At 73.4% G+C, this 12511-nt stretch carries 7 protein-coding genes; 5 read left to right on the forward strand and 2 right to left on the reverse strand.

The window, feature by feature from the left end; all coding sequences use genetic code 11:
- Positions 1-102: 102 nt before the first annotated feature.
- On the forward strand, positions 103-1227 hold the full coding sequence (locus M8H82_RS04445; protein WP_250071062.1) for a GuaB3 family IMP dehydrogenase-related protein: 1125 nt from the start codon (positions 103-105) through the stop codon (positions 1225-1227).
- Between the two features lie 78 nt (positions 1228-1305).
- Here the strand turns inward: M8H82_RS04445 and M8H82_RS04450 are convergent, their stop codons facing one another.
- Positions 1306-2514, reverse strand: coding sequence for a nucleotide sugar dehydrogenase (locus tag M8H82_RS04450; protein WP_250071063.1), 1209 nt, complete (start codon positions 2512-2514; stop codon positions 1306-1308).
- A 292-nt stretch (positions 2515-2806) separates the two neighbouring features.
- Here M8H82_RS04450 and M8H82_RS04455 point away from each other — a divergent pair, with 292 nt between their 5' ends.
- Entirely contained in the window at positions 2807-4513 is a 1707-nt protein-coding gene (locus tag M8H82_RS04455) for a glycerol-3-phosphate dehydrogenase/oxidase (protein WP_250071064.1), read from the forward strand.
- A gap of 145 nt (positions 4514-4658) precedes the next feature.
- Here M8H82_RS04455 and M8H82_RS04460 read toward each other — a convergent pair whose 3' ends face one another.
- A complete protein-coding gene (locus M8H82_RS04460; RefSeq protein ID WP_250071065.1) occupies positions 4659-5702 on the reverse strand; it encodes a serine hydrolase in 1044 nt (347 codons plus the stop codon).
- Between the two features lie 171 nt (positions 5703-5873).
- Here M8H82_RS04460 and M8H82_RS04465 point away from each other — a divergent pair, with 171 nt between their 5' ends.
- The 3 genes from M8H82_RS04465 to M8H82_RS04475 all read left to right on the forward strand — a co-directional run bounded on the left by M8H82_RS04465 (position 5874) and on the right by M8H82_RS04475 (position 12506).
- Positions 5874-7766 (forward strand): serine/threonine-protein kinase, encoded by a 1893-nt coding sequence (locus tag M8H82_RS04465; RefSeq protein WP_250071066.1) that lies wholly within the window; start codon positions 5874-5876, stop codon positions 7764-7766.
- A gap of 174 nt (positions 7767-7940) precedes the next feature.
- Positions 7941-10712: a protein kinase gene (locus tag M8H82_RS04470; RefSeq protein WP_250071067.1), complete on the forward strand. Its 2772-nt coding sequence runs from the start codon at positions 7941-7943 to the stop codon at positions 10710-10712.
- A gap of 129 nt (positions 10713-10841) precedes the next feature.
- Positions 10842-12506 carry a serine/threonine-protein kinase gene (locus M8H82_RS04475; protein WP_250071142.1) on the forward strand — a complete coding sequence of 555 codons (1665 nt, stop codon included), beginning with the start codon at positions 10842-10844 and terminating at the stop codon, positions 12504-12506.
- The last annotated feature ends 5 nt before the right edge of the window (positions 12507-12511 follow it).

Below are 12511 nucleotides of genomic sequence, written 5' to 3' on the forward strand. Positions count from 1 at the left end.
CAAGCTTCCGACAGGGCGGCCCCGGGGCATCCGGGGCCGCCCTCGCCGTGCCCGTCGGCGATACTGGAAGACGCTGCAACGCATCAGGGAAAGGCCACAGACGTGACTGAGATCGAGATCGGGCGCGGCAAGCGCGGCCGCAGGGCGTACGCCTTCGACGACATCGCCGTCGTCCCGAGCCGTCGTACGCGGGACCCGAAGGAGGTCTCGATCGCCTGGCAGATCGACGCCTACCGCTTCGAGCTGCCGTTCCTGGCCGCCCCCATGGACTCGGTCGTCTCCCCGGCCACCGCGATCCGCATCGGCGAGCTCGGCGGCCTCGGCGTGCTGAACCTCGAGGGCCTGTGGACGCGCCACGAGGACCCGCAGGCGCTGCTCGACGAGATCACCGGGCTGCCGGACGAGGCCGCGACCCGCCGCCTCCAGGAGATCTACGCGGCTCCCGTCAAGGAGGAGCTGATCGGCGCGCGCATCAAGGAGGTGCGCGACTCGGGCGTGGTCACCGCGGCGGCGCTCTCCCCGCAGCGCACGGCGCAGTTCTCCAAGGCCGTGGTGGACGCGGGTGTGGACATCTTCGTCATCCGCGGCACGACGGTCTCCGCGGAGCACGTCTCCGGCTCGCACGAGCCGCTGAACCTGAAGCAGTTCATCTACGAGCTCGACGTCCCGGTGATCGTCGGCGGCTGCGCCACCTACACCGCGGCCCTGCACCTGATGCGCACCGGCGCGGCGGGCGTCCTGGTCGGCTTCGGCGGCGGCGCGGCGCACACCACGCGCAACGTCCTCGGCATCCAGGTCCCGATGGCGACCGCGGTCGCCGACGTGGCCGCGGCCCGCCGCGACTACATGGACGAGTCCGGCGGCCGGTACGTCCACGTCATCGCGGACGGCGGCGTGGGCTGGTCCGGCGACATCCCGAAGGCGATCGCCTGCGGCGCGGACGCGGTGATGATGGGCTCCCCGCTGGCCCGGGCGACCGATGCGCCGGGCCGCGGCCACCACTGGGGCATGGAGGCCGTGAACGAGGAGCTGCCGCGCGGCAAGAAGGTCGACCTCGGCACGGTCGGCACGATCGAGGAGGTCCTGACGGGCCCGTCGCACACCCCCGACGGCTCGATGAACCTCTTCGGCGCGCTGCGCCGGGCCATGGCCACGACCGGGTACAGCGAGCTGAAGGAGTTCCAGCGGGTCGAGGTCACGGTGGCCGACTCGCAGCACAAGCGGTAGCCCGTACGGCATCTGAAGGGCCGGTCGTCCCGAGCGGGACGACCGGCCCTTTGCGTCACCGGGCCCCGGGCCCGCCCTTCACAGCCGGTGCGCCGCCCCCGTGGGCGTGGCACCGCGGGTGTCGAGCAGGAGCTGCGCCTTCACCGACAGGCCTTGCAGGTCGTACGTCCGGTGCTGCTGGAGCAGGATCGTCAGGTCCGCGTCGGCCGCCGCCTCGTACAGGGAGTCCGCGCGGGGGACCGGGCGGTCCAGGACGTTCCAGGACGGGATGTGCGGGTCGTGGTAGCTGACGGAGGCGCCGAGGCTCATCAGGCGGACGGCGATCTCCTCGGCGGGGGTGGACTGCTGGTCGGCGAGGTCCGCCTTGTAGGTGACGCCGAGCAGCAGTACGCGGGCCCCGCGCGCCGACTTGCCGTGCTCGTTGAGGAGCGTGGCCGCGCGCTGGATGACGTAGCGCGGCATCTGGCTGTTGACCTGCTGGGCCAGCTCGACCATGCGCAGGGTGCGGCCGGTGTGGCCGGTCAGGTCCTGGGGGACGGCGTGGCCGCCGACGCCGGGGCCGGGGCGGAAGGCCTGGTAGCCGAAGGGCTTGGTCTCCGCGCAGCGGATGACGTCCCACAGGTCGACGCCCATGTCGTGGCAGAGGACGGCCATCTCGTTGACGAGGGCGATGTTGACGTGGCGGAAATTGGTCTCCAGGAGCTGTACCGTCTCCGCTTCCCGCGGGCCACGCGCGCGTACCACCTTGTCGGTGAGGCGTGCGTAGAAGGCCGCCGCCGACTCGGTGCATGCGGGAGTCAGGCCGCCGATCACCTTCGGTGTGTTGGCGGGCGTGAAGTCGCGGTTGCCGGGATCCACCCGGCTGGGGGAGTAGGCGAGGTGGAAGTCGCGGCCCGCGCGCAGGCCGGAGCCCTCTTCGAGGAGCGGTCGCAGGACGTCCTCGGTGGTGCCCGGGGGCACCGGTGACTCCAGGATCACCGTGGTGTGCGGGCGCATGCGCCCGGCCAGGGTGCGGGCGGCCGTCTCGACCTGGGTGAGGTCCAGGCCGCCGTCCGCCCCGCGCGGGGTGGACGCGCACAGGACGGCGGTGCGCACCCGGCCGAGTTCGGCCGGGCTGGTGGCGTACCGGAAGCCCGCCGCGACCATGCGGCGCACCTCCGCGGGGCTGAGCGAGCCGGGTTCGGGCCCGGTGCGGTAACCGAGCGTGGGGATGCCGGCGGCCACGGCGGCCTGGGCCAGGGGCAGGCCGTACGGGCCGAGTCCGATGACGGCGAGATCTGCGGGCATGGCGTGGGCCGTCCTTCCCAGTAACCGAAGCGGGACAGGTGCGCAAGCCCTGTGGACAGGACGGGCGAGCGCAATGTCAGACTAGGAGTAAATATGACCGAAATACGGGATTGATCCTGTGTGTCTTTCCGGCGGGCGGGCAACACCCGTCGGACAGATCCGTGAAGGTTGTCCACAGGCTGGGGGCGACTGGTGGCTGAAGTCGGGCAAGCCGGTCAGACTTTGGGCATGGGGGACAGGACCGGGCTTCGCCCACCGGTGCGGCCGGGACGACCTACAGCGGGAGGCAGCGGTGAGGACAGCGACACTGGGGCCGGCGCAACGCGCCGAGTCACTCGCGGCCATGGCCGAGCGCGAACTGGATCTGCTGGTCGTGGGCGCCGGAGTGGTCGGCGCGGGCACCGCGCTCGACGCGGCGACCCGGGGCCTGTCCACCGGCCTGGTCGAGGCGCGTGACTGGGCGTCGGGCACGTCGAGCAGGTCCAGCAAGCTCATCCACGGCGGCCTGCGCTATCTGGAGATGCTCGACTTCGCGCTCGTGCGCGAGGCGCTCAAGGAGCGCGGCCTGCTGCTGGAGCGGCTCGCCCCGCACCTGGTGAAACCGGTGCCGTTCCTGTGCCCCCTTCAGCACCAGGGCTGGGAGCGGCTGTACGCCGGTTCCGGCGTCGCCCTCTACGACGCCATGTCGATGGCGCGCGGCCACGGCCGGGGCCTGCCCGCGCACCGTCACCTGAGCCGTCGTCACGCCCTGCGGGTGGCGCCCGCCCTGAAGAAGGACGCGCTGGTCGGCGCCCTGCAGTACTACGACGCCCAGATGGACGACGCCCGCTTCGTCGCCACCCTCGTGCGCACCGCCGCCGCGTACGGCGCCCAGGTCGCCAACCGCGCGCGGGTGACCGGATTCCTGCGCGAGGGCGAGCGGGTGGTCGGCGCCCGGGTGCAGGACGTCGAGGCCGGCGGGGAGTACGAGATCCGCGCCAAGCAGATCGTCAACGCCACCGGCGTGTGGACCGACGACACCCAGGCCATGGTCGGGGAGCGGGGGCAGTTCCACGTGCGCGCCTCCAAGGGCATCCACCTGGTCGTGCCCAAGGACCGCATCCACTCCGCCACCGGTCTCATCCTGCGTACCGAGAAGTCCGTGCTGTTCGTCATCCCCTGGGGGCGGCACTGGATCATCGGCACCACGGACACCGACTGGGACCTCGACAAGGCACACCCCGCCGCGTCCAGCGCCGACATCGACTACCTGCTGGAGCACGTGAACTCCGTGCTCGCGGTGCCGCTCACCCGCGACGACGTGCAGGGCGTGTACGCGGGCCTGCGGCCGCTGCTGGCCGGCGAGTCGGACGCCACCAGCAAGCTGTCGCGCGAGCACACCGTGGTCCATCCGGTGCCGGGGCTCGTCGTCGTGGCGGGCGGGAAGTACACGACGTACCGGGTGATGGCCAAGGACGCCGTGGACGAGGCGGTGCACGGGCTGGACCTGAGGGTCGCCGAGTGCGTCACCGAGGACGTCCCGCTGCTGGGCGCCGAGGGCTACCGGGCGCTGTGGAACGCGCGGGCGCGCATCGCCGCCCGCACGGGGCTTCATGTGGTGCGCGTGGAGCACCTGTTGAACCGGTACGGCGCGCTGGCGGAGGAGCTGCTCGACCTCATCGCCGCGGACCCCTCGCTGGGCGAGCCGCTGCGGGCGGCCGAGGACTACCTGCGCGCCGAGGTGGTGTACGCCGCCTCGCACGAGGGCGCACGGCACCTGGACGACGTGCTGACCCGGCGCACCCGCATCTCCATCGAGACCTTCGACCGGGGCACCCTCAGCGCCCGCGAGGCGGCCGAGCTGATGGCGCCGGTCCTCGGCTGGGACAAGGACCACATCGAGCGGGAGATCCAGCACTACCAGAAGCGGGTGGAGGCGGAGCGGGAGTCCCAGCGGCAGCCGGACGATCTGACCGCGGACGCGGCGCGGCTGGGGGCGCCGGACATCGTGCCGCTGTAGCTCTTTCGCTCGCCCCTTGGGTCACCCTCTCGCTCGCCCTTTGGTGCACCCTCTCGCTCGCCCTGCGGGTCGGCCTCTCGCTCACCTCTTTTGTTCACTCGAACGAGTGGCGGGAATGGGGATCTTCGCCCGGAACCCGGCCGTTCTACCGGGTGCGGGGGCAGAACTCGGCGGTGAGCAGCCGGGGTTCCAGACCGGGGTCCGTCACCGCCGTCGTGTTCACCCGGTAGGTCAGGACACGGCGCCCGTCGACGGTGGCCGCGGTGCGCACGAAGCTGCCGGGGATGCTCCCGTTGTGGCCCCACACCGTGGTGCCGCAGGGCAGCTTCACGGGGAACAGGCCCATGCCGTACAGGCCGTGTGCGGCACGGGTGTCGAGCATCTCGCGCAGCCGGCGCGGGGGCAGCAGTTCGCCGCCGAGCAGCGCCGTCTGGAAGCGGTTCAGATCGGCGAGCGTGGTCACCAGCTCACCCGCGGCTCCGGCCACCCGCGGGTCGAGCTCGGTGACGTCGCGTCCGCCGGCGGTGTAGGCGCGGCCGTGCGGGGAGGGCAGCGAGGTGCGTGATCCGGGAAAGGAGGTGCCGGTCAGCCCCAGGGGAGCGATCAGCCGGCGCTCGGCCTCGGCCGCGAAGGAGCGGCCGGTGACCTGCTGGACGACCAGGCCGAGCAGGACGTAGTTGGTGTTGGAGTAGGCGAAGCGGCCGCGGTCGGCCGGGGGGTGGGTGAGTGCGAGGCGGACGGCCTGACGAGGGGTGAGGGGGACGAGGCCCCCGGTGTCGGCGGTGAAGTCGTACAGACCGCTGGTCTGGGTGAGCAGGGCACGCAGGGTCAGCGCGCGACCGTCGTTGCCCGCTCCGCGCACCAGGCCCGGCAGGTGCTTCTCCACCGGGTCGGACAGGGACAGCCGCTGTTCGGCGGCCAGTTGCAGGACGACCGTGGCGAGGAAGGTCTTGGTGATGCTGCCCGCCCGGAAGTGGTCGGCGGCGGAGATGCCGGGGCCGGCCTCGGCATAACGGGTGCCGCTCCTCCCGCCGGAGAGCAGCGCCGCGGACGGGGCGCCGCCCCGGGTGACCAGCAGCGCGAGCACGGTGTCCGCGGTCGGTGCGGTGGGCGCCGAGGGGGCCGCCGGGGTGAGGGCGAGGAGAGCCAGGGCCACAGGAACGGCCAGTAGGGTCCGTAGGGGTGGCATGGCGGGGACCTCCTTGTCGGAGCCCATGATGCAGGGCGCGGAATGACTGGTTCCGACGAGGGTGCCCCCGGTTCAGGGACCTCTTGCGCACCAGCGGCACCCGGGGCGTCGGGCACTTGTCGGGTGAGGGACAATGGAGGCTCTGTCAGGGCGGGTTGCATGAGGGGACGCATGTCGGAGGCGGAGCGGGCGGGAGCATCCCGTCAGGACAACAGCGGTCGTCTCCTCGCCGGGCGGTACCGGCTGGGAGATGTGCTGGGCCGCGGCGGCATGGGCACGGTCTGGCGTGCGGAGGACGAGACGCTGGGCCGGACCGTCGCCGTGAAGGAACTGCGGTTCCCCTCGAGCATCGACGAGGAGGAGAAGCGCCGGCTGATCACGCGGACGCTGCGGGAGGCCAAGGCCATCGCGCGGATCCGCAACAACAGCGCGGTGACGGTCTTCGACGTGGTCGACGAGGACGACCGGCCCTGGATCGTGATGGAGCTCGTCGAGGGGAAGTCGCTCGCCGAGGTCATCCGGGAGGACGGCCTGCTGAAGCCGAGACGGGCGGCGGAGGTCGGGCTCGCGGTGCTCGACGTGCTGCGCTCGGCCCACCGTCAGGGCATCCTGCACCGGGACGTGAAGCCGTCCAACGTGCTGATCGCCGAGGACGGCCGGGTCGTGCTCACCGACTTCGGCATCGCCCAGGTCGAGGGCGACCCGTCCATCACCTCCACCGGCATGCTCGTCGGCGCGCCCTCCTACATCTCCCCGGAGCGGGCGCGCGGGCACAAGCCGGGACCGGCGGCCGACCTGTGGTCGCTCGGCGGTCTGCTGTACGCGGCGGTCGAGGGGGTGCCGCCGTACGACAAGGGCTCCGCCATCGCCACGCTCACCGCGGTGATGACCGAGCCGCTGGAGGAGCCGAAGAACGCCGGGCCGCTGCGGGACGTCATCTACGGGCTGCTCACCAAGGACCCGGCGACGCGGCTCGACGACGCCGGTGCGCGGTCCATGCTGAACGCCGTCATCCACGCGCCCGAGCCCAAGGCGGCGGAGGCGGAGGCGCCGGACGCGACGAAGGTCGTGCCGCTGCCGGCCCAGCCGGACGCGCCCGCGGACGCCGGGGAGCGGTTGCGGGGGGCGCTGCGTTCCGTGCGGAAGGCCGCCGTCTCGGCGGGGGCCGCCAACGCCGCTCGTGCCGACTCGGCCGACGGGACGGCCGGTTCGGGCCCGGACGCCGGTGAGCAGCGCGGTGTCTCCGAGGGCAACGGGCAGGGCGGCGGGCGCAGTTCGGGGTGGCCCGTGATGACGCCGCCGGATCTGCCGGCTCGGCCGGCGCCCAGGGCGCCGCTCACCGATGTGGTGTCGCGGCGGACGCTGCTGATCATCGCCGTGGTGCTGCTGGTCGTCATCGGTGTGGTGCTGGCGATCGCGTTCAGCGGGGACGACGATCCCAAGGGCACCGCGGCCGGCGGGGGCGCCAAGACCTCGGCCGAGGCGAGCGCGAGTGGCGACACCAGGGACGACGAGAGCGGCGGGGCGACTCCGGACGGGAAGGCGAGTCCGTCCGCGTCGACGCCGAGTGCCAGTGCGAGCGGTTCCGCCGGGAGCGGGGCGGGCTCGGACGGTTCGTCCGGCGGCGACGGCGGCGCGGCGGCCACCCATCAGGGCAGCCAGGGGTACTCCATCGGACTGCCCAAGGGGTGGAAGTACCAGTCCACGAGCGCCGCGGGTGACCGGTTCACCGGACCCGACGGACAGAAGCTGCTCATCGGCTGGACGACCACGCCCAAGGACGACCCCGTCGCCGACTGGAAGAGCCAGGAAGGCGCCATGCAGCGCGCCCAGTACCAGCGGATCCGCATAGAGGCGGTGGACTACCGCGGCTGGAACACGGCCGATTGGGAGTTCACCTACGTCGACGGGGGTACCAAGTACCGGAGCATCGACCGTGGGTTCGTGGTGGACGACGATCTCGGGTATGGGCTGATGTACACGGCGAAAGCCGCCAATTGGGGTACTGAGCTGCGTAAGGACACATGGCGGACGCTGACGGAGTCCTTCGAACCGGAGTCGTGATCCACCGCGGCGGTAGGTGGTCACGGTTTGGTGCGTGAGATCTGGCATCCCCTCTTTGCGGGTTGCCTACGGCACGTATCGTGAGTGCTTGCGGACCGTACGCATCCAGGTATGCGGCCACAACGGGACGCAAGGCGAACGGAATTGACCAACCGGGCGGCCGGGGGAGGCGTCGTGGACGACTATGCGGGTCGGGTACTCGCCGACCGCTACCGCCTGCCGCTGCCGCCGTCCGACGAGTACGAACTCACCGAGACGCGCGCCTTCGACACCTACAGCGGGCAGGAAGTCCTGGTCAGGCAGGTGCCGTTGCCGGAGGTCGTCGAGGCCGAGGTGCTCGACGCGGAAGGGCTGCCCGACGGGTTCACCGCCCGTGAGCGGGGTGCCGCGCGGCGGCCCGTGGGGGGCGGCAGTGCCCGGCGGCCCAGCGATCCGGCCGTGCGGCGGGCGGTGGAGGCCGCGCAGGCCGCGGCCCGGATACCGGACCATCCCCGGCTGGACCAGGTCTTCGACGTGTTCGCCGAGGGCGGTTCGCTCTGGATCGTCAGCGAGTCGGTACCGGCCCGGCCGCTGGCCGCGCTGCTCGCGGAGAAGCCGCTGACGCCGTACCGGGCGGCCGAGGTCGCCTCCGACGTGCTGATGGCGCTGCGGGTGCTGCACGCGCACGGCTGGGTGCACCGGAACATCACCGCACGGACCGTGCTCGTCTGCGACGACGGACGCGTGATGCTGACCGGGCTCGCGGTCGGGGCCGCGGAAGAGGCGTTGTGCGGGTACGACCCGGTGCCGCTGGATGAGGACGAGGGCGGCGCGGCGGTCGGCGGACCCCCTGGCGGTCAGGTTTCCGTGGAGATGGACCCCGAGGCCGCTCGGCGGGCCGCGATCGAGGCCCGGGAGGCCGGTGGGCTGCCCCCGGTCGCCGGACCGGGCGGCACCGCCGACCCGATCGGCGCGGGAGCCGGAGCGCCGGCGCCCCGGGCCGTGGAGGCCGGCGGGGACATCCGGGCGGCGCGGGCCGGGGCGATCGCCGCGTACCGGGCGGGGGCGCGGGCCGCGGCCCGGGTGCAGGAAGCGCAGAACGGCCGAGCCGCGTTGCCGGGCGCCCGCTCGGCGCCCGAGGCCGACGGGGCGGGGCAGGCGCCGTATTCTTCGGCCCCTGGGACGGGGGCACAGCAGCCGCCGTATCCCTCGGGGAACGGGGCGTCGCAGGCGCCGTACTCCTCGGCCGGTGGGGGGCAGCAGGCGCCGTACTCCTCGGGGAACGGTGCGCAGCAGCCGCCGTATCCCTCCGCTAACGGTGCCCAGCAGACGCCGTACTCCTCCGCCGGCGGTGGCCAGCAGCCGCCCGGTCAGATCGCTGATCCCTACGGTGTCCGTGCCGGTTCCTGGCATGGTGCCGCCCCCCGTCCGGGCGCCCCCGGCGCGGCCCCGGAGTCGGGCGGCCGGCCAGGGGTCGAGGCAGGCCCCGGCCGCACCGCCCTGCCCCCGGCCGGGAACGGCCCGCTCGCCCCTCCCGCCGGAATCCGGGGCACGGGTGCCCGCCGCCCGGGTCCCGCCGGACTCCCGCCCGCCGGTGCGCCCGGCTCCGCCGGATCCCCGCCCGCCACCGGCCCCACCGGGGTCGCCCCCGCCGCCCCGCCGCCCAGCCGTTGGGACGACCTGGCCGCCACCGCACCCGTGCGCCGCGGTCCCGCCACCGCGCTCGCCGCCGAGCGGGCCCGCCAGGCCCGGATGGCCGTCGTCGGTCCCGTGACCGAGCGGTGGGCGCCCGAGCAGGCCGGTCCCGTGCACGAGAACTGGCAGCTGGCGGCGCCCATCGGCCCGGCGACGGACCTGTGGGCGCTCGGCGCGCTGCTGTTCCGGGCCGTGCAGGGGCACGCGCCGTATCCCGAGGAGTCGACCGCCGAGCTGGTGCAGATGGTGTGCGCCGAGCCGCCCGCCTTCGCGGAGGAGTGCGGTCCGCTCAGGCCGGTCGTGGAGTCGCTGCTGCGCCAGGACCCCACCGAGCGGATCGACTTCGAGGAGCTGCGCGGCTGGCTGCGTTCCCTCGTGCGGTCCGCGCCCGAGCCGGAGGCGGGGGCGCATGTCGTCGCCGTGCCGCCCGTCGACGCCAGCCGGCTGCCGGTGGTGCGCCGCAGGGGCGAGCTGGTGCGCAGGCGGCGTGCCGGGCTGCCCGCGCACCAGGGACGGCACAAGCGGGCCCGGAAGGACGTGGGTTCGCCGCGCAGCCTCGGCCGTACGCTGCTCGTGCTGATCCTGCTGCTGATGGCGGGAGCCGTCGCGTACGCGGTGCTCTTCATGCCCAAGGCCGAGAGCGGCGGCACCGAGGACACCGGCCGGACCGGCGCCACGGGCGAGGTCGGCCAGGCACCGGAGGCCAGCAGCGAGCCGCGGCCCGACCAGACCTCACCCGGCGAGGAGCCCGACAAGCCCAAGAACAGCCCCTCGGAGTCGGGGGGTTCGACCGGCTCGCAGACCACCGGGCCCGATGTCGCCGACGGCTTCACCCTGCGCGCGGACGACGAGGGCTTCCGGGTCGCCGTCGCCAACGGCTGGGACCGGACGGCGAAGAACGGCCGCGGGCAAGTGGTCTACGCACACGGCGACTTCGAGCTCATCGTCGTACCGGGCCGGGACACCGCGGACGAGTTCGGCGGCGACCCGATGGCCTACCAGCGGGAGGACGAGCCCGAGCTGCAGCCGTACCGGGACTCCAGCTGGGCCACCTCCACCGGTCTGAAGACCATCGAGGTGGGCGGACGGAGCATGGCCGAGGGCCAGTTCACCTGGACCGACGACGAGGGCCGCGAGCGGTTCGTGCGCAATCTCGCGATCCTGATCGACGACCGGTACCACGTGGTGCAGGTACGCGGTCCGGAGGCGGAGCGGGACGAGGTGACCCGGCTGTTCGAGCAGGCGTCGGGGACGTATCAGGTCACCGGCTGATCTCCCTGGCCGACGCTGGGTGACGGCAACCGTCACAGTGCTGTCTCCGTGTCACCCTGCCGGTTCCCCGGGCGTGGCCCGGTCCCTAATCTGAAGCCGTCAAGAACATTGCGGGGCGACGTGAATCAGATGCAGGGCCGGCTCCTGGCGGGGCGCTACCGACTGGCCGAGACCATCGGCAGCGGCGGTATGGGCCGGGTGTGGCGTGCGCACGACGAGGTGCTGCACCGGGCGGTCGCCATCAAGGAATTGACCGCCGCGCACTTCGTCTCCGACAGCGACCAGGAGCGGCTCCTCGCCCGCACCCGGGCGGAGGCACGGGCCGCCGCGCGGATCAACCACTCCGCGGTCGTCACCGTGCACGACGTGCTGGACCACGACGCCCGCCCGTGGATCGTGATGGAGCTGGTCGAGGGCGCCTCGCTGGCCGACGCGGTCAAGGAGCGCGGCCGGATCGAGCCGCGCGAGGCCGCCCGGATCGGCCTGTGGGTGCTGCGCGCCCTGCGCGCCGCGCACGCCGCCGGTGTCCTGCACCGCGACGTCAAGCCCGGCAACGTCCTGCTCGCCGACGACGGCCGCGTCCTGCTCACCGACTTCGGCATCGCCCAGATCGAGGGCGACACCACCATCACACGCACCGGAGAGGTCGTCGGCTCCGTCGACTACCTCGCCCCGGAGCGCATCCGCGGCCACGACCCGGGCCCCGCGTCCGACCTGTGGGCCCTCGGCGCCACCCTGTACACGGCGGTGGAGGGCCGCTCGCCGTTCCGCCGCACCTCCCCGCTCTCCACCATGCAGGCGGTCGTCGAGGAGGAGGCCGCGCGGCCCGCGTACGCCGGTCCGCTCGGCCCGGTCATCGCCGCGCTGCTGCACAAGGACCCCGCGGTGCGCCCCGGCCTGGCCGCGGCCGAGCTGATGCTCGCCGAGGCGGCGGAGGGCCGGCGGCCGAACGCGGCGCAGCTGTACGTGCCGACGCAGCACGCCCACCCCGGGTCCGGGCCCGAGACGCCCACGACCCCGGAGGCGGGCGCGGCCACGCCGTATCCGCCGCCGAGCGGGCCGCCGTACCGGCCTGCCATGGCTCCCATGGCCCACTCGCCCGCGGCCCACGCTCCCGCCGCCCCTTCCCGGCGCCGCCGGCTGCGCACCCTCGTGCTGGTCGTCGTGCTGGCGGCGCTGGTCGGCGGAGGCACCGTCGTGGCCCTGCAGAAGTGGGACGAGGGACGGCAGACGAACCGGACGTCCCCGTCGCCGGACCCGACGCCGACGCCGAGTCCGACGCCCACGACCGGGAACAGCCCGAGCGGCGATCCCGACAGCACTGTCCCGGCCGGCTGGGTGCCCGTCAAAGACCCGCTCGGTTTCGGCCTCTCTCTGCCCGAGGGCTGGTCACGGAGCAACTACGAGAAGTCGGGCGACTTCCAGCGGGTCGACTACTCGCCCGACGGGGGCAAGAACCTGCTGCGGATCACCATGGACAGCTCCCCCGACTTCAACGACCCGTATGCCCACCTCGCCGACCTGAACCAGCTGCTGGACGAGCGGCTGGTGGACTACACGCAGGTCGGCCTGGAGCGCAGTGCCTACCGCGACCGCCCCGGCGCGCGGCTGGAGTACACCTGGACCCAGCTGGCGAAGGACTCCGCCTTTCCGGGGCCGTTCCGCGCCGCCGACCGGATGTATCTCGCCCGCAGCGGCGTCGAGTACGCGATCTACGCGGCCGCGCCTGTCGGTGAGTGGGCCACGGCGGAGGAGCGGTTCGAGACGATCCTGCAGAGCTGGCGCGAGGGCTGATTCCC

The sequence above is a fragment of the Streptomyces sp. YS415 genome (genome assembly GCF_023544665.1).
GTDB lineage: Bacteria > Actinomycetota > Actinomycetes > Streptomycetales > Streptomycetaceae > Streptomyces.

Coding starts and splice junctions, on each gene's coding strand:
- M8H82_RS04460 (WP_250071065.1), bottom strand. CDS start 5,702: ATGCCACCCCTACGGACCCTACTGGCCGTTCCTGTGGCCCTGGCTCTC.
- M8H82_RS04465 (WP_250071066.1), top strand. CDS start 5,874: ATGTCGGAGGCGGAGCGGGCGGGAGCATCCCGTCAGGACAACAGCGGT.
- M8H82_RS04450 (WP_250071063.1), bottom strand. CDS start 2,514: ATGCCCGCAGATCTCGCCGTCATCGGACTCGGCCCGTACGGCCTGCCC.
- M8H82_RS04475 (WP_250071142.1), top strand. CDS start 10,842: ATGCAGGGCCGGCTCCTGGCGGGGCGCTACCGACTGGCCGAGACCATC.